Annotated in this window: 16 protein-coding genes and 1 riboswitch; of the genes, 8 read left to right on the forward strand and 8 right to left on the reverse strand. The window is 69.8% G+C overall.

The features are described from left to right. Window positions 1-56 precede the first annotated feature (56 nt). The 4 genes from Y958_RS21460 to Y958_RS21475 all read left to right on the forward strand — a co-directional run bounded on the left by Y958_RS21460 (window position 57) and on the right by Y958_RS21475 (window position 3,541). Window positions 57-803: an SDR family oxidoreductase gene (locus tag Y958_RS21460; protein ID WP_088873880.1), complete on the forward strand. Its 747-nt coding sequence runs from the start codon at window positions 57-59 to the stop codon at window positions 801-803. Window positions 804-836: 33 nt separating this feature from the next. Next, entirely contained in the window at window positions 837-1,733 is an 897-nt protein-coding gene (locus tag Y958_RS21465) for an SDR family oxidoreductase (protein ID WP_211098640.1), read from the forward strand. Window positions 1,734-2,002: 269 nt separating this feature from the next. Further along, the gene (locus Y958_RS21470; protein WP_004272345.1) at window positions 2,003-2,284 is read left to right on the forward strand and encodes a hypothetical protein; all 282 of its coding nucleotides are present in this window, start codon (window positions 2,003-2,005) and stop codon (window positions 2,282-2,284) included. A gap of 294 nt (window positions 2,285-2,578) precedes the next feature. Further along, window positions 2,579-3,541, forward strand: a complete 963-nt coding sequence (locus Y958_RS21475) for an NAD(P)H-dependent flavin oxidoreductase (protein ID WP_088873882.1) — start codon at window positions 2,579-2,581, stop codon at window positions 3,539-3,541. 67 nt (window positions 3,542-3,608) lie between these two features. Here Y958_RS21475 and Y958_RS21480 read toward each other — a convergent pair whose 3' ends face one another. The 3 genes from Y958_RS21480 to Y958_RS21490 all read right to left on the reverse strand — a co-directional run bounded on the left by Y958_RS21480 (window position 3,609) and on the right by Y958_RS21490 (window position 6,537). Beyond that, window positions 3,609-3,953, reverse strand: coding sequence for a hypothetical protein (locus Y958_RS21480; protein ID WP_004272344.1), 345 nt, complete (start codon window positions 3,951-3,953; stop codon window positions 3,609-3,611). Between the two features lie 105 nt (window positions 3,954-4,058). Next, complete coding sequence (locus tag Y958_RS32860) at window positions 4,059-5,462, reverse strand: O-antigen ligase family protein (RefSeq protein ID WP_088873883.1); 1,404 nt, start codon at window positions 5,460-5,462, stop codon at window positions 4,059-4,061. Between the two features lie 106 nt (window positions 5,463-5,568). Next, complete coding sequence (locus Y958_RS21490; RefSeq protein WP_088873884.1) at window positions 5,569-6,537, reverse strand: glycosyltransferase family 9 protein; 969 nt, start codon at window positions 6,535-6,537, stop codon at window positions 5,569-5,571. A gap of 183 nt (window positions 6,538-6,720) precedes the next feature. On the opposite strand from Y958_RS21490, the gene ygfZ reads away from it, so the two are divergent. Continuing rightward, window positions 6,721-7,644, forward strand: coding sequence for a CAF17-like 4Fe-4S cluster assembly/insertion protein YgfZ (ygfZ, locus tag Y958_RS32865; RefSeq protein WP_186291391.1), 924 nt, complete (start codon window positions 6,721-6,723; stop codon window positions 7,642-7,644). On the opposite strand, the gene Y958_RS32870 is transcribed toward ygfZ, so the two are convergent. Continuing rightward, on the reverse strand, window positions 7,613-8,797 hold the full coding sequence (locus tag Y958_RS32870) for a glycosyltransferase (protein ID WP_186291392.1): 1,185 nt from the start codon (window positions 8,795-8,797) through the stop codon (window positions 7,613-7,615). The two genes, ygfZ and Y958_RS32870, sit on opposite strands and share 32 nt — an antisense overlap. A 418-nt stretch (window positions 8,798-9,215) precedes the next feature. Here Y958_RS32870 and Y958_RS21505 point away from each other — a divergent pair, with 418 nt between their 5' ends. Beyond that, window positions 9,216-11,588, forward strand: coding sequence for a HAMP domain-containing protein (locus Y958_RS21505; RefSeq protein WP_088873887.1), 2,373 nt, complete (start codon window positions 9,216-9,218; stop codon window positions 11,586-11,588). Window positions 11,589-11,597: 9 nt separating this feature from the next. Here Y958_RS21505 and Y958_RS21510 read toward each other — a convergent pair whose 3' ends face one another. Beyond that, window positions 11,598-12,032 (reverse strand): winged helix-turn-helix transcriptional regulator, encoded by a 435-nt coding sequence (locus Y958_RS21510; RefSeq protein ID WP_088873888.1) that lies wholly within the window; start codon window positions 12,030-12,032, stop codon window positions 11,598-11,600. A gap of 176 nt (window positions 12,033-12,208) precedes the next feature. Between Y958_RS21510 and Y958_RS21515 the strand changes: the two genes are divergently transcribed. Both Y958_RS21515 and Y958_RS21520 read left to right on the forward strand, forming a co-directional pair. Further along, complete coding sequence (locus Y958_RS21515; RefSeq protein ID WP_088873889.1) at window positions 12,209-12,826, forward strand: NAD(P)-dependent oxidoreductase; 618 nt, start codon at window positions 12,209-12,211, stop codon at window positions 12,824-12,826. 234 nt (window positions 12,827-13,060) lie between these two features. Beyond that, window positions 13,061-13,804, forward strand: coding sequence for an acetoacetate decarboxylase (locus Y958_RS21520; protein ID WP_040847588.1), 744 nt, complete (start codon window positions 13,061-13,063; stop codon window positions 13,802-13,804). 135 nt (window positions 13,805-13,939) lie between these two features. On the opposite strand, the gene Y958_RS21525 is transcribed toward Y958_RS21520, so the two are convergent. The 3 genes from Y958_RS21525 to Y958_RS21535 form a co-directional block, all read right to left on the reverse strand. Further along, entirely contained in the window at window positions 13,940-14,578 is a 639-nt protein-coding gene (locus tag Y958_RS21525) for a LysE family translocator (protein WP_244909497.1), read from the reverse strand. 8 nt (window positions 14,579-14,586) lie between these two features. Continuing rightward, window positions 14,587-15,297, reverse strand: coding sequence for a LysE family translocator (locus Y958_RS21530; RefSeq protein ID WP_088873890.1), 711 nt, complete (start codon window positions 15,295-15,297; stop codon window positions 14,587-14,589). A 24-nt stretch (window positions 15,298-15,321) separates the two neighbouring features. Next, window positions 15,322-15,421: riboswitch (ZMP/ZTP riboswitch) on the reverse strand. A gap of 20 nt (window positions 15,422-15,441) precedes the next feature. Continuing rightward, entirely contained in the window at window positions 15,442-16,734 is a 1,293-nt protein-coding gene (locus Y958_RS21535; RefSeq protein ID WP_088873891.1) for an MFS transporter, read from the reverse strand. Window positions 16,735-17,542: the final 808 nt, after the last annotated feature.

Below are 17,542 nucleotides of genomic sequence, written 5' to 3' on the forward strand. Positions count from 1 at the left end.
ATCGACTGCAGCAGCCCGCGACAATCCGGGCCCGAACCGAAGGAAAGGATCACGTCATGACCACGAACACGAACGGCAAGAAGGTCGCGCTGGTGACCGGTGCCTCCCGCGGCATCGGCGCCGCCATCGCCGAGCGGCTGGGCCGCGACGGCCACACCGTCATCATCAACTACGCCGGCAGCGCCACCGCCGCCGAGGCCGTCGCCGCCAAGATCGAGGCCGCCGGCGGCCGCGCCCTGACCGTGCAGGCCGACGTGGCCGACGCCGACGCCGTGAAGACCATGTTCGACCGGGTGGAGGCCGCGTTCGGCGGCGTCGACATCCTGGTCAACAACGCCGGCATCATGACCCTGGGCACCATCGCCGACATGGCCGACGACGCCTTCGGCAAGCTGATGGACGTCAACCTGAGGGGCACCTTCAACACCCTGCGCGAGGCGGCGCAGCGCCTGCGCGAGGGCGGCCGGGTCATCAACTTCTCCTCCAGCATCGTGGGGCTGTACCCGCCCACGTACGGCGTGTACGCGGCCACCAAGGCGGCGGTGGAGGCCCTGACCGTGGTCATGGCGCGGGAAATGCGCGGCCGGTCCATCACCGTCAACGCCATCGCCCCCGGCCCCACCGCCACCGAACTGTTCCTGAACGGCAAGCCGCAGGAAGTGGTGGACCGCCTGGCCAAGCAGGCCCCGCTGGAGCGGCTGGGCCAGCCGGAGGACATCGCCGCCGCCGTTGCCTTCCTGGCGGGCCCGGATGGCGCCTGGATCAATGGCCAGGTGCTGCGCGCCAACGGCGGCATCATCTGAACCGGCACCAGAGGGAATGAGGAGCATGCGATCATGAGCCAAGTCATCGTCATCACCGGCGCCTCCAGCGGGTTCGGCGCCCTGGCCGCCCGCGCCCTGGCCCAGGCCGGCCACACCGTCTACGCCACCATGCGGGACACCCGGGACCGCAACGCCCCACAGGTGGAAAAGGCCAAGGCCTACGCCGCCGAACATGGCGTGGATCTGCGCACGGCGGAGATGGACGTGCAGTCCGACGCCTCGGTCGAGGCCGCCGTCGCCCAGATCATCAAGGAAGCAGGCCGCCTGGACGTCATCGTGCACAACGCCGGCCACATGTCCTTCGGCCCGGCCGAGGCCTTCACCCCGGAACAGTACGCCCAGTTGTTCGACATCAACGTGCTGAGCACCCAGCGGCTGAACCGGGCGGCGCTGCCGCACCTGCGCCGCCAGGCCAAGGGCCTGGTGGTGTGGGTGTCCAGCAGCAGCACCCGGGGCGGTACCCCGCCCTATCTGGCGCCCTACTTCGCCGCCAAGGCCGCCATGGACAGCCTGGCCGTCAGTTACGCCTCGGAACTGACCCGCTGGGGCATCGAGACGGCCATCATCGTCCCGGGCGCCTTCACCAAGGGCACCAACCACTTCGCCCATTCGGGATCGCCGGCCGACACGGACCGCGCCACCGAATACAACCAGGGGCCCTATGCCGATGTGCCGGATCGCGCGCTGAAGGGCCTGGCGGCGCTGGAGCCGCCGGATGCCGACGCCGCCAGCGTGGCCGAGGCCATCGTGCGGGTGGTGGACCTGCCCCACGGCAAGCGCCCCTTCCGCACCCATATCGACCCGTCGCAGGACGGGGCGGAGGTGGTGAACGGCGTCGCCGACCGGGTGCGGGCCGAGATGTTCCGCCGCATCGGGCTGGAGGACCTGCTGTCGCCCAAGGTGGCGTGAACCTGAGGCACCTGACCCGGTGCTGTCGTTTCCTAAACCAACCCGCGTAGGCCGGATGGGGGTGCCTTAGTACTAGGGCACCCCTTTTCGTCGTGGGCAAGCAGAACCCTAGAATTCACCCGCCTTTCCGCCTACGTCGGACTGCTTCATGACAGGTGGCGGTGCCCATGCTAGCGTTCCACCTGTGATTGGTGATTTGCGGGCCTATTTCCTGATCCGTGAAAAAGACTTGGGGGCGTCGTTGAAACCCTTGCTGACCGGAGGAAATCTTGAAAAATAATCGTCACCGTTTCCTGTGGCGCGGCCTGCTGGCCGCCGCCGCCCTGACCACCGTCGCCGCCTGCGGGACGTCCCGGCCCGAGCGGGTGGACCTCAGCCACAGTTACCGCATGGTGGATGAGCGCGGCCGTACCGCCGGCCAGGTGGTGTTTTATCCGGCCGGCGGCGGTGCCGTTTACGACGCCGACAACAACCTGATCGGCAGTGTCGCCCCGCCCAATTCCAGCACCATGGCGCCGCCCCCGGCGCCGGTGCCGCGCAACTATCCCTAAAGTTCTCTCAGCTCCTAAAGTTCTCCCGGCCCTCAGACACGTGGTTCCCCTCCCGCCTGAGGCTCCTTGGGTGGGGACCGGCTGCCCCCGGTCCCCACCCATTTTCTTGCGCCGGTGCCGTTAAAAATTTCTTGGCGCACGGCAGTGGGCTGCGCCTGGGCTTTAAGCTTTTCGGCGGAAAACGGCCCCGTCCCCCGCATTGACGGCCCTCCGACCCCATGGCATTGAGGCTGGACCGGCCCTGCGCGGCCGCTCAAGAAATACAGGCCAAGAACTTAGGGGAGACGCCGTTCCATGAGCCTGCCGCCCGTCCTTGCCCAGAACCTGGCGCTGCCGGTCATCGCCTCGCCCATGTTCATCGTGTCCAACCCGGATCTGGTCATCGCCCAGTGCCTGGGCGGCATCGTCGGATCCTTCCCCGCGCTGAACGCCCGGCCGAAGGAAGCGCTGGATGAGTGGCTGACGCGCATCGACACCACCCTGGCCGACGCCCGCGCCGCCAATCCGGACGCCAAGATCGCGCCTTATGCCGTGAACCAGATCATCCACCAGTCCAACGACCGGCTGGAGCACGACATGGAAGTGTGCGTGCGCCACAAGGTGCCGATCATCATCACCTCACTGCGGGCGCCGGGCGACATCGTGCCCCATGTCCACAGCTATGGCGGCCTGGTGTTCCATGACGTCATCAGCCTGCGCCATGCGGAAAAGGCGCTGGAGGCCGGTGTGGACGGGCTGATCCTGGTGGCCACCGGCGCCGGTGGCCATGCCGGGGCGCTGAGCCCCTTCGCCCTGGTGGGGGAGGTGCGGCGTTTCTACGATGGCCCCATCATCCTGTCCGGCGCCATCGCCACCGGCGACGCCATCCTGGCGGCCCAGGCGATGGGGGCGGACCTGGCCTACATGGGCACCCGCTTCATCGCCACGACCGAGGCCAACGCCGCCGCCGGCTACAAGCAGGCCATCGTGGAGGCCAGCGCGTCCGACATCGTCTACACGCCCTTCTTCACCGGCGTCGCCGGCAACTACCTGAAGTCCAGCATCGTCGCCGCCGGCATGGATCCGGACAACCTGCCCCAGGTGGACCGCAGCAAGATGAACTTCGGCGCGGCCGCCTCGGGCGCCAAGGCATGGAAGGACATCTGGGGCGCCGGCCAGGGCGTGGGCGCCATCGGCGACGTCTTGCCCACCGCCGACCTGATCGCGAAGCTTAAAGACGAATACGCGGCCGCCAGGAAGCGCCTGCTGGGCCTGTAAGCGGCCGTTAAATGAAGAAGGGGCGCGCCGGCCGGACCGGCGCGCCCCTTTTTGCTTTCAAGCGGCCTTAGTGGTCGGAGCCGTGCAGGATTTGGCCACGGATGCCAGTGTCGTAGGCCAGGCCCGCCTCGGTCACGATGGCGGCGTTGGGGAACTGCGACTTGATCAGGCCCTTGCGCTCCAGCGCCACCCAGGCGGCCTCGTTGGACAGGCCGGTGGCATCGGCCGACATCACGGTGTAAGGCCCCAGGTGGAAGTGGTTGCCGTGCGCGTGGGGGAAGCGATCGACCATCACGCCGCCCTCGACCACCGGCTGGCCCACGCCCTCAAGCCCGGCCAGGACCTGAAGCAGGGTCAGGGTCTTCAGCTGCAGGGCATTCAGGTTCAGCGGGTTCTTTTTCACGGGCGGCATGGGCGGGTCCTCAAAGGAAGGGCGGTTGGGCAATGGATATGGGGTTGCCATTTACCCCCGCCAGCCCGCCGGGGGCAAGCCGTCAGCAATGCCGGCCCGCCCGCGTCAGGCCTTGCCGGTCCGCGTCCACCATCCCGCCGGCAGGTTCAGTTCCAGCAGGCCCGCCGCCAGCATGACGCCGCACAGCCACCAGGTCTGCCACACGCCGTAGGAGAAACAGCCCACCGCGACGGTGGCGGCGATGGCCGCCAGCGCCGTGGCCTGGGCATAGGCCGGGAGGCGCCGCGTGCCCCAGGCCAGCCCCACGCCCAGCCATGTGTAGAGCACGCTGCCCACCACCCCCAGCTCCAGCAGCACCTGCAGGAATATGTTGTGCGGATGCAGGGGGATGATGGGGGATTCGGGGTGAAATTTGGAGACCTCGCCCTCATCCGGGATGTTGCGGGAACTGTCCAGTCCCCAGCCGACCAGGGGCTTTTCCAGGATGCGGCGGGCGGCCACGTCCCAGATTTCCACCCGGTGGCGGAAGCTCCACGGCATGCGCGCCTCTTCCGTCAGGCCGGCGCGGTGCAAGGCCAGCGAGATGGGAATGGACAGGGTGGGACCGGCCACCAGCGCCACGATCAGCACCACCCGGGCGGCGCGCGCGGAAAGCCGCGCCAGGCCGTAGAATACCAGGCCCATGCCCAGGCCCACCTTGGCCGAGGCGCTGGTGCCGCCCAGCGCCGCCAGGAAGAAGGCCGCCGGCATCACCCAGGCCCACGGCATGGCCCGACCCGCCGGGGGCAACCGCATCGCCGCCAGCGCCGGCAGGCGGGCGACGGCCCCCCGGCCCGTGACCCAGGCCAGGCGCGCCAGGCCCAGCCCCAGGGGCCAAGCCAGCGTGGCGAACAGCACGGCGGGCCGGTTCAGCGCCCGGTCATGGTCGACTTTCGTGCCTTCAAGCGCCTTTTCCAGGCGGTAGATGGGCTGGTCGCCGACCACCTCGACGGCGAAGATGGCCAGGCCCACCAGCATGCCGATGACGGCCCAGCGGATGAGGAGCCAGCGTCGCTGCTCATCCACCTCGCGCAGGGTGCCGATCCAGAACAGGAAGGGCACGACGGTGTAGAGGAAGGTCAGCAGCTGACCCACGCCGTCCTTGCGCACGGGCGTCCACAGCACGGATACCGCCCCCAGCAGCAGGCACAGCGCCAGGGGCAGCAGCGGCGTGGCGCGCCAGGTCGCGCGGGCGGTCAGCAGGGCGGGCAGCCGGCGGGCAGTGAGCGCGTAGAGGATGCCGCCCAGGAAGGACAGGCTGATCAATGCGGGCGCCGTGCCCAGGGGCAGCAGGGCGCAGACGAAGCCCAGCACGGTCAGCAGGAACAGCGTCAGGCCCGTCCATGCCAGGCTGAAGGGCGCCGCTTTCCGGGAGACGGCGGTGGGCCCGGCCGCAGGCGTAGCGGCGGGCAAGGGGGACATGACCGGTGCACTGGTCCGCAGTTCGCGCGTGGTCTGGGTTGACGACATCTTGCTCCAGCGTATCTCTCCGGTGGCCCAAGGCCCCCCAGCCTGGCCACCAAGGCCCCCACCTTTTACTCGGGAACGGCGATGGTCCTAGCGCTTTTTCATCAGGTCACAGGATAGGCATGGGCCGGCCCGTTACCTGGACCAGCAATTCTGCCGCGGCGTCCGCCACCTGGCCAAGGGAAAGTGCCGCCATCCGGGCCTCGGGCGATGCGCCCGGCTCGGCTGCCGGCGCCACCACGGCCCGGGCCTGGGAACCCCACGGCGCATAGAGATGCGAGGGGGTGGGCCCGAACAGCCCCAGCGTGGGCGTGCCGGCCGCGGCGGCCACGTGCATCAGGCCGCTGTCGTTGCCGACGAACAGCCGCGCCCGTTCCAGGCAGGCGCCCGCCAGCAGCGGATCGGTGCGGCCCACCAGGTCGATGACCCGGCCAGCACCCAGCGCGGCCCTCAGAGCGTCCAGCACCGGCGCGCAGCGCGGCCGTTCCGCTTCCGCCGCCAGGACCATGACCCGGGCGGGACAGGGACCGGCCGCGAGCGGGCCGGCCACCAACCGCAAGGCCAGCGCGGCGAAGCGATCCGCCGGCCATTCCTTACCCGTCCAGTTGGCGGCGGGGCCCAGCGCCAGGATCGGGGGCCCGGTGTCGGGCCCTAAAAGGACGCGCGCTTCGTCGCGGATGGCCTCATTCAGAAACAAGCGGGGGTTGGGCGGCGGCTCCAGCCCCAGCACCAGGCCCAGGGACACGACCTTGGGCTGGCGATCGTCACCGCCCCGGAAGGTGGCGCGGCGGCGGGCCAGGATCAGGCGGGACACGGCGCTGTCGCGCAGATCCACCACCAAATCCCAGCGGCGGCCCGCCACCTGCCGCCACAGGTCCAGCCAGTGCCCGGCCAGGCGCCGCTTGGGCATGGCGATGATCTCGTCCAGGCGGGGCACGGCGCGGAACAGGGGGGCGGCGATGGGACCGCAGGCGATGGTGAAGCGCGCGTCCGGCAGCTGGTCCACCAGATGCCCCAGCAAGCCGGTTGTCAGCACCGCGTCGCCCAGACGGGTGGAGGTGATGAACAAAACCCGCAACAGACTGGCCCCCAACCCACGGCATGACCCCGGCGACCGGCCCCTTATACAAGTGCCCTCAGACGCTTGCCAATGCGGCGATGGCGGTTGACCCCTGCATACGGGTGGGAACCCTTGCGGCGGGACGCGCCACCCCTTACCTGTTGAAGCACCCCGATGGGAAAACTGTTCAGGTCCGGCATCATGACTGAAGGCGTCGCATTTTCCTGGCCACTGCTCGCGCACGGGGCGGCGGGCCGGCTTGCCGACCGGGGCGTGCTGGCGCTGACCGGGTCTGACGCCCGCACCTTCCTGCAGGGGCTGATCACCAACGACGTCCGCCGCGTCAGCCCTTCCCACGCCATCTACGCCTTGTTCCTGACCGCCCAAGGCAAGTTCCTGCACGAGTTGTTCGTGACCGCCCAGGTGGATGCCGATGGCGACGAAACCCTGCTGATCGAGACGGAGGCGGCGCGGGCGCCCGACTTGCTGCGCCGCCTGTCGATGTACAAGCTGCGGTCCAAGGTGACCCTGGCCGATGCCAGCGCCCGGTGGGCGGTAGGCGTGGCCCTGGATGGGGCCGCGGCGGGCGCCGCGCCAGGTGCTGCGGGGATCATGGAAACGCCGGAGGGCCCAGCCATCGCCTATGTCGACCCGCGCCATGCCGGCCTGGGCCTGCGCCTGCTGCTGCCCCGCCCGGTGGCGGAGAGCCTGCCCGACGCGGCCGACGCCTATGCCCGGCGCCGGCTGGACCTGGGCGTGCCGGATGGCAGCCGGGACCTGGTGCCGGAAAAATCCATTCCCCTCGAGAACGGCATGGACAACCTATCCGCCGTGGCGTTCGACAAGGGCTGCTACATGGGTCAGGAACTGACCGCCCGCACCCACTATCGCGCCCTGATCCGCAAGCGCCTGATGCGGGTGACGGCAACCGACGGGCAGGCCCTGCCCGCCGCCGGCACGCCGGTGCTGTGGGGGGAGCGCGAGGTGGGCGAAATGCGCAGCAGCCTGGGGCCCCTGGGCCTCGCGGTTCTGCGGATCGAGGACGTGGAAAAGCCCGACGTGGCCCTGAGCTGCGGCGGCGTGCCGCTGACGGTCAGTGGCCCGGTGCCGGCGCCCCGGCCTTGAGCGCGGCGGCCGCGGCGGCCTCGGCCGAGGCGACCAGTTCGGCATAGAGCCGCTCCAGCGCTTCCAGGCTGGTGGCCTGGTTGTAGGCGGGCAGCTCCGGCCGGTGACGCAGGCGGAGCCCCGCCCCACGGGCCTGCGCCACCGCCTCCAGCGCCACGCTCAACTGCTCCGCCAGATCATCGGCATCGCCCAGGGCCGCCAGCGGGGCCAGCGCCAACCCGTTGCCCGTTCGCGCGCCGTCGGCCGCGCTGAACGCGTCCCCTCCGTCCTGCGACGGGGGCTGCAGGATGGTGCGGGCCCCTTCCGAGGCGGAGGCCACCACAGGCACGCCGGCGTCCAGCGCCTCCAGGAACACCAGGCCGAACGGTTCGAACCGGGAAGGGGAACAGAACAGATCGGCGGCGTGGTAGAAATCCTTCACATCGCCCCGGAAGCCCAGGAAGCGGATGGCCGGGCAGTCGGTCGCCTGCTGGCGCAAGGCGCCCATCTCGGGCCCATCGCCAACGATTGCCAGCTTGAGGTGCGGGTGGTCCAACCCGCGCACCGCGCTGACCAAGAGGTCGAAACCCTTTTCCCGGATCAGCGGCCCCACACCCAAGGCCAGCACGTCGCCCGGCAGTTCCGCACCCATTTCCGCGCGCAGTGCGGCGATGCGGCCGGCATGCGGGACCGGATGTGCCTGCCGCCACAGGTTCACGCGGGCGATGCGCCCCTCGAACCCGCCCAGCTTGGCCTCCTGCGCCTGCCAATCGGTGGTGGCGACCACGGCGTCGTGGTTCTGGTACCACCGGCGGCGGTAGTCGGGGTGCATGGTGGCCAGCAGGGACGGGCGGCCCGGCAACAGCGGCCGCAGCCGGCCCACGGTCTGACCCGCGCGGCCGCCATGGCAATGGATGACATCCGGCCGGAAGCGGCGGATATGGCCCCAGATCCCAGGCGCCATGAGGCCGGGCCCCACCGTCACCACCCGCAGTCCCGGCAGCGCGCCCGAGGGCGGCAGCTGGTCGCGGATGGAACGACCGCCCGCGTCGGCGCAGTCAGCCCGAACGATCAGCAGAACGTCGTGGTGGCGCGCCTGGGCCATCGCCAGTTCCGCGACGTGGCGCTCCGCCCCCCGGAACCCTTTGGACAATATGATCTGGACGATACGCATACAGGCCCTCGATACGAAACCCGCGCAGCCACAACGGCGCAGACAACCGGGCCTCCTCACCCAGGATCCAGGCGCACCAACCTCGCCCGACCTGATCCTTCCTACGCCCTGCCCGGCGTGGGGGCAAGCCCCCGCCCCGCGCCCGGCATTAAGGTCGCAATCCCCACACCCTGGTCGCGCGGTCTTGGTACGCGCCCGACGACGCCAACCCATCATCGTGCCAGCCGGCGCAAGGTGCTTAAGTACAAAGTGATTGACGAAGATGGGGCGCCTTCCCACACCATGCGCCTTAGGCTCGGGGGCGCCTCGGGCCGGGGCGCCTTAAACCGGGGCACCCTGGGCCGGGGCCGACGTCGCCGGGGCACGGCGCCCCTGGCGACTGGCGTGTATGGAATAGGACGACAGGCGGGTGGGGGGTATGAGGTCAGGGGTCAGTTCATCGCACGGCGCCGCCAGTGGGGGCCACGCCGGCAGCCTGCGGCGCGCCAGCGGCTGGATCGCCGCCCTGGTCGTTGCCGCATCGGTCGCCCTGGTGGCGGCCGCGACCTACAACATGGCCCTGTTCAGCCGCGTCGATCGGTCGCTGGATGAGACGCCGGCCGCAGCCGCCGCCAAATCCCGCGCCCTGGATGAGGCGCGGTCGGCCCTGGGCAACGGCGGGCTCCTGAACGCGCTGGCCGTGTATGCCGAAACCGGGAGCGCCCAGGCGCGGGCCGACATCGCCCAGGCGCTGGAAACGGCGGACCGCAACGTCCGCGCCTTCGAAGGCAACCGCCTGACCACGGCCGAATCAGATCTGGCGCGCGATCTGCACCGCCTCATCGACCGCTATCGCGCGGCGGTGAATGCCGCCGGCGACAAGCCGCAGGCCCTGTCCGGCGCCACCGGCCTGTCGCTGATGACCCTTCATGCCGCCGTGGCCGACCGCATCGCCCAACTGCGCCGGCAGGAGGTGCAGACCACGGCCGACGTGCTGGCCGGCCCCGCCCGCGCCGGCTTCTGGCTGGGAATCGCCGCCGTGGGCGCCATGCTGGCCACCGCGGCGGCGACCCTGTGGCTGATCCGCCTGCGCCTGCTGGTGCCGCTGGCCCAGTTGCGCGACAGCGTGGGCGGAGTCGCCCGGGGGGATTGGCGCGTGCCCGTGGCCGGCACCGACCGCGTGGACGAACTGGGCGATATGGCCCGCGCCATCGAGGGCTTCCGCCGCCAGGTGGCCGATCTGCCCGACGTGTCCATTATCACCGAGAACGGGCGCGTGCGCCTGAAGTTCGACGGCGACGCCGGCGACCTGTTCGACCAGCTGACCACCCGCCTGCGCAGCGCCGGTGACACCCTGGCCGGCAATGGCGATGCCGTGTCCACCCTGGTGGCCGACACCCGGCGCGACCTGACCGGCCTGCTGAGCGGCACCCAGCGCGACCTCACGGAATTGCTGGGCGACACCCGGCAGGAGTTGACCGACAGCGTGCGCCGCATGGGCGAGCTGTGCGGCGCCGTGGCCAAGGCCGCCGGCGACAGCAACCGCGAGATCAAGGAGGCGACGGAGCTGTTGAGCCGCGCCGCCCTGCAGGTTCACGCCTTCGACGACCGGGGCGGCGGCGGTGGGTTGGACAACTTGGTGGAGGCGCTGCGCCGCAATGCCGACCTGGTGGCCAACACCGTGCTGACCGCGGGCGAGGACGTGGGCCGCGTCGTGCGCGGCCTGTCGGAGACGGAGGGGGAATTGCGCCATGCCACGAGCGAAGCGCAACAGGCCAACGAGCGCATGAACAGTGCCATGGGCGACCTGCAGAACAAGCTGCTGGCCTCGGTCAAGCTGCTGCGCGCCTCGGGCGAGATGCTAGCCAGCAGTTCCGCCGAGGCCACCGCCGGCCTGACGCGCGCGACGGAGGCGGTGGGCAACAGCGACCGCAACCTGCAGGCCGCCTTGGCCCACGCCGGCGATCGGCTGGAACGGGTGACGGGCCGGGTGGAAGGCTCGGCCGAATTGCTGCGCGGCACGGCGGATGAGGTCACGCGCAACCTGTCGGGGGCGCTGGACGGCCTGAACCGCGCCAACCGCCTGATCGAGACCGCGGCCGAAGCCAACAGCACCCGCCTGGAGCCGGTGGCGGAAAGCCTGGCGGCGGTGCAGCGCGACCTGGCGGGCGCGGCGGCGGGCGTGGCGCTGCGCGCGGGCGAGATGACCCGCACCCTGGACAGCCTCGGCAAGATATCGGAGGCCATGCGCGCCGAGCTGGAGCGCCGCAGCGCCGATCCCGACCAGAAGGCCGCCGCCGACGAGGCCATCGCGCGGCTGGAGGCCACGGCCCACGCCCTGGGCGACCGGGCCGGCAGCATCGGCGACACCGCCACCCGCCTGTCGGACATGCTGGCCGCCGGCCTGGGCGACGCCGGGACGCGGGTGGAGCAAGCGGTGCGCGACCTGCAGCGGGAGGCCACCAGCCTGGCGACCGACGCCAGCGGCGCCACCAACGCCCTGAACCGCGCGCTGGCCCGCCAGGATGAGGCGACGGAGTCCCTGCGCGCCCTGACCGGCGGACTGACGGAAGCGCTGACGCCCCGCGTCGATCCCAACCTGGCCACCGTGCAGTCCCTGGCCGATGGCCTGCGCATCCGCATGGAGGCGGCCGACCGCACCATCCGCGGCCTGCTGGACTTGACCGGCGACCTGAAGTCCCTGGTGGACAGCAGCCGCGCCCACGAGCAGGCCAGCACCGCCGCCACCAAGGATCTGGGCGACCGGCTGGCCGCCATCGCCGAGCAGCTGCGCGCCACCGCCGGCGGCTAATTCCTATTCCTAGTCATCGTCGCCGGACGCGGCATCATAAGCCCGGCGGCTGGCGCGGATGGCGGGCTGGTGCAGGAAGGCCCATTGAGCCAGTTGCGCCAGGTGGGCGGAGAAGCTGCGGCCCAGATCGGTCAGGGCGTATTCCACCTGAGGCGGGGTGGTGGGGAACACGGTGCGGCTGGCCAAGCCGTCGCGTTCCAGCTTGCGCAGGGTCTGGGCCAGCATGCGCTGGGAGATGCCGTCGATGGCGCGGCGCAGGGCGTTGAAACGGGCAGGGCCCCCGTCCAGGTGACGGATAACCAGGACGCTCCACGCATCACCCAAGCGGTCCAGCACATCACGCACGGGGCAGACACCGTCCTCCGCGTCCAGGCGGTAGCCGGCGGCCACCACATCCCCGGCGATGACGGGTTCCACAACTGCTTCAGGCGTGCGTCCATCCATTGAGTGTCTCCGTCCTGAGCGCGTCAATTCGTATGGGCGTGGGGTGGTAATGCCGCGATAACCAGGGCACCGAAACGTGCCTTCTTCAAACTTGGCGGTCAAAATGGCATTTGGTTACCGAACGTAACCTAGTCCGCTGCGCGACTGTTCGCCAGCGCTCAAACCGGAGACATCCCATGAAAGTCGCCCTGATCGGCGCCACCGGCAATGTCGGCACCCGCATCCTGGCGGAGCTGCGCCGCCGCGGCCACACCGTCACCGCCATCGCCCGCGACGTAGCCAAGGTGCCGGTCCAGGACGGCGTGACGGCCAAGGCCGGCGACACCAACGACGACGCCGGCCTGGGCCCGCTGCTGGCCGGTCACGACGCCGTCATCAGCAGCACGAACTTCCAGGGTCTGGACCTGCCCTCGCTCTTCAGCGCCATCAAGACCGCGGGCGTGAGGCGCCTGCTGATGGTCGGCGGCGCCGGCTCGCTGGAGGTGGCGCCGGGCGTGGCGCTGATCGACACGCCGGAATTCCCCGCCGCCTACAAAGCCGAGGCCGGCGCCGGCCGCAATGTGCTGAACGCCCTGCGCCAGGGTGCCGGCCAGGGCGTGGAATGGACCTTCCTGTCGCCGTCCGCCTTCTTCTTCGCCGGGGAACGCACCGGCCGGTTCCGCCTGGCCGATGACCAATTGCTGGTCGACGCCACGGGCAAGAGCCAGGTCAGCTACGAGGATTTCGCGGTCGCGCTGGTGGATGAGGTGGAGAGCCCGGCACACGCCAACCGCCGCTTCACCGTCGGTTATTGATAACACTAGGGAAACGGGGTGCGGTCATTCGCCGCCCCCCGTGTGCCTTTCGTTTGATGCGGCGCAACAAAAATTACTCGGACAGGGAATGGTTTTCCGGGAATGCATCCGCCATCCTGATCATCCCTTCGTCCGGGTATCGGTCCGCCGCCAAGGTCCAGCAACCATCCCGCCTATCGACCGGTCCCGGTGCTTCCCCCTTTTAGGCCCCGAATGCCTGGGAGTAGTGCCGACATGAATCGTGACGAGATCCTCTCCGCCAGTTCCATGCCCCTGTTCAGCCCCAGCTACCCCCGGGGGCCCTACCGCTTCATCCGCCGCGAATATCTGATCATCACCTATGAAAGCGACCCGGAGGCCATCCGCCGGGCCCTGCCGGAACCGCTGGAGCCGGCGCCGGGCAACCTGTGCTTCTATGAATGGATGAAGATGCCCGACAGCTCCGGCTTCGGGGATTATGAGGAGAGCGGCACCGGCATCGTCGCCCAGTTCAATGGCGAGCCCTGCAACTTCTCGGTTCAGATGTATCTGGACGATGAGCCGCCCATCACCGCCGGCCGCGAGATCTGGGGCTTCCCCAAGAAGTACGGCATCCCCCGCCTGAAGGTGCAGAAGGACACCCTGACCGGCACGCTGCACTACGATGAGGAGCGGGTGGCCATGGGCACCATGACCTACAAGCACTTCAGCCTGGCCGATCGGCTGGATGAGGTGGCCAAAGGCATCGGCAAGCTGAACGTGAACCTGAAGTTCATTCCCGACGTGGACGGCGGCCCCAAGGTGGCCCAGCTGGTGGGCTACAACCTGACCGACATCCATGTCCACGGCGCCTGGGACGGCCCGGCCCGCCTGCACCTGATGCCCCACGTCAACTGCCGCGTGGCCGACCTGCCGGTACGCCGCATCGTCGGCGGCCGCCACCAGGTGGTGGACTTCACCCTGCCCTTCGGCCGGGTGCTGCACGATTACATGGCCTGATGCGGTTCGGGTGGGCGCGTCCGCGCCCACCTTCCCCGATCTCCATTGCGCCATGCCCGCCGGAAAGCTCTGGCGCCCGCTGTTGCGGGTGGCCAAGACCCCCCGGGATGCATCCTGAGGCCTTGGGGCGAAAGCTTAACGATGGGCCTCGGTCGCCATGCGCAGGGCCAGGCCGGCCAGCACCGTACCCATCAGCCAGCGCTGCATCCTGAGCCAGGTGGGCCGCGTGCCCAGGAAAGCCGCCAGGCCGCCGGCGGTCAGCACCACCAGGGCGTTAACCGTCAGGCTGATGGCGATCTGGGCGCCGCCCAGGGCCAGGCTCTGCGCCAGCACGCTGCCCTTGCCCGGGACGATGAACTGCGGCAACAGCGACAGGTACAGCATGGCGATCTTGGGGTTCAGCAGGTTGGTCAGAAAGCCCATGCTGAACAGTCGGCGCGGGCTGTCCACCGGCAGGGCCCGCACCTGGAAGGGGGAGCGGCCGCCGGGCTTCAGCGCCTGCCAGGCAAGGTACAGCAGATAGGCCGCCCCGCCGAAGCGCAGGGCGTCGTAGGCGTAGGGCACGGCGAACACCAGGGCGGTGATGCCGAAGGCGGCGCACAGCATGTAGACCAGGAAGCCCAGCGCAACCCCGCCCAGGGAGACGAAGCCGGCGGCCCGCCCCTGGCAGATGGTGCGGGACAGCAGGTAGACCATGTTGGGCCCGGGCGTCAGCACCATGCCCAGGGCCACCAGGCTGAACGCCAACAGCATGTTGATATCCGGCATGCTCATGTCCCCCCTCAGCGCGCCAGGGCCATGTCGCGCACGGCATCCGCCATCAGGCGCAGGCCCAGCACACCCATGATCGTGCCCGTCACCCGGTCGATGCCGCCCTTGGCCTTGAGGTAGGCCCGGCGCGGCGCCTCCGCCGAGAAGGCCAGGGCCACCACGCTGTACCAGCCGGCCTCGATCAGGAAGATCACCGGCGGCAGGAACAGCAGCAGGTGGGATGGCGGCCCACCCGACACCGAAGAGGACGGCAGCAAGGCCGCGAAGATGCCGGCGTAGGCGATGGCGGTCTTGGGGTTGCTGAGCTGGGTGGCCAGCGCCACGACGAAGGCCCGGCCCAGCGACGGCGCGCGGCCATCGGTGGCGGCGCCCGCGTTCATGGCGAGCGGCGTGCCCGCAGCCTTGCCCAGGGGCGTGCCCGCAGCTTTGCCCAGGGGCGTGCCCGCCCCGCGCCACATGCGCAGCGCGAGATAGAGCAGATAGAGGCCGCCCGCCAGGCGCAGCGCCACGTTCAGCCAGGCGACCTGGGTCAGCAGGGCGGTCAGGCCCAGCAGGGCCAACGTGCCGAAGAAGGTGCCGCCCACGCCCATGCCGGCGGCGGCGGCCAGGCCGTTGCGGCGGGATTGGGTGACGGCGGTGCGGGTGACCAGCACGAAGCTGGGCCCGGGGGCCATGGCCCCCAGCAGCAAGGCGACGAGGATAGGGATCAGGCTGGCAAGCATGGGACGCCCCTTCCGTTGTGACGGGTGGATGGCCCAGGCGTGCGGCACGGGGTGCGTCCGCGCTTCCCGATGGTATTCCATCTGGCCCCGTCATCCGGGGCTTACGCCAGTCACGCGGATGACGGGAGCGTAACCGCGATGGCCCTAGCCCGCAACCATGGTCTGCCCAGCCATGGTGTGCCGGTCCGCCCGCCGGCCAAAGATCAGCGCCGTGCCCAGGATGACAGCGCCACACGCGGCCATGACCAGGGGCGTGGGCAGAAGGTTCAACAACGTCGGTGCCGCCGTCATGGCCACCAGCGTTCCCAGGCAGTCCAGCACCAGGAACAGGCGGAAAACGGCCGCAATCTCACCCCCGCTGAACCGCGTCTGGCGCAGGGTGGTCAGGGGGATTTGGCACACCGGGCCACCCGTGGCCGTGGCCGCGGCCGACAGCGCGATGGCGGGCAATGTCCATGGCGCGGGCACGAACGTGGCCAGCGCCATGACGACGAAGCCGCCGCCCACCAGCACGTCCCCCGCGACCACCAGGGCCATGGGCCGGCGGGTCAGCACGCCCCCCGGCGGCAGGCTGCCTACCACCAGGTTGCTGATCAGGTTGCCGGCGCCATAGGCCGAGAACAGCAGGGCCAGGGCGGACAGCCCGCTGAGGCCGAACCCGGCCAAACCCTGCTGACGCACCAGCAGCGGCAACGCCAGCCAAATGGTCAGCGTCCACAGGCCGCCGGTCAGGCCGCTGCGCCACAGCAGGTAAGTGAAGGGCGGCTCCCGCCGCACCAGGCGCCAGCCGGCCAGCAAGCGGCCCGCGAGGCTGTCCACCGCCGCCGCCGCGCGCATAGGCGCCTTCCCCGCCGGGTCGGCGAGATGCGACCGGACACTGAACACGGCGCAGGCCGATGCCAGGAAGCTGAGGCCGTTCACCCCCATCAGCGCCACCGGCGGCATCAGCGTCGCCAGGGCGCCCGCCAGGGTGGGACCGACCAGGCGCGCCAGACGCAAGGTGCCATCGAAAAGGGCGTTGGTCGCGGCCAGCAGGCTGCGGTCCGCCGTCAGCCGCGGCAACGAAGCCTGCAGCGCCGGGTCGAACAACCCCGCCAGGGCGGATAGCGCCACCGACGGCACCACCAGGGTCCACAGGGTGAGATGGCCGGTCAGCGCCGCCAGCACCGGCACCGCCGCCAAGCCGGCGCGCGCCAAGTCGGCCGCCATCATGACGCTGCCCTGGTCCCAGCGTTCCACCCAGGCGCCCGCCAGCAGCGCCACCGTCATCAGCGCCACCGTGTCGGCCGCCGCGACATACCCGGTGTCCGGCCCCACCAGCCCCACGGCCAACCAGACCAGCGCCATTTGATGCAGCTGGTCCCCCACCGCCGACAGCGACAACGCGCCCCATAGACGGGCGATGGGGCCGTGGGCCAAAGGTTTCAGCAGGCGCATCGAAAGGACGTCGGGATTAGTGTGGCCGCGTGGGGTCCCTTCCTGCTTACAGCAAGCGACCGGCCTGTCCAGTGTCGTTCCCGACAGTCAGCCCCCCACAGCCTAAAGCTTCATAGGGCCGTCGCGTCTGCACAGCTTTGCGGCAACATGCCTGTAACAATCCTGAATTGCCCAATCGCTGTGCGCCCGGTTCGCCGTTGCCTCGGCCGAAATGCTTATATCGCAGCCGCGAACGAATTGGCCCGGTTATTGCTGATAAACCCTGACAGAGTGAAAACGGTCTCATCCCCCTGAAATGGGGGGCTGGAACCGGGGTTTTGGCAGTTGGGTCGATAAAGAGAAACGCGAGCAGACTTCCATCCACTCCTCAATTTGACAGAGACGCATGACGAAACGGGCCGTCACCATCATTGTCAAAAATATTTCCCGGACTCCCGGTCGCGCTGATCTGGTGATTGGCCGGCGCGCCGGCAAGATTCCGACTCGCGATATTTTATATTCCTATAATAATATTGCAGGTGTGGCCGTCCACGCGGGCGGCTATTCATATTTTAAGCGATCATTTCCTTTCACACCCCCGTCAACCAGAGCATGAGGACACGCCCCGGGAGCCGCGCGCGGCGCTGACCCGGCAGCGCACCCCTGTACCGGCGACTTCACGGAAATTGTGCGACGCACACGTCCGAAGCCGCCGCCGATTACCCCACTCCGCCCGCCGGGCCCGGCCCGGCGGGCCGGAGACGACAAGTCCCGCCGCTTGAAATCAAAAGTGGCACGGGCGCGCGCCATCAGGCGCCGCATCCGTCGA

The organism is Nitrospirillum viridazoti CBAmc, from assembly GCF_000730165.1.
Lineage (GTDB): Bacteria > Pseudomonadota > Alphaproteobacteria > Azospirillales > Azospirillaceae > Nitrospirillum > Nitrospirillum viridazoti.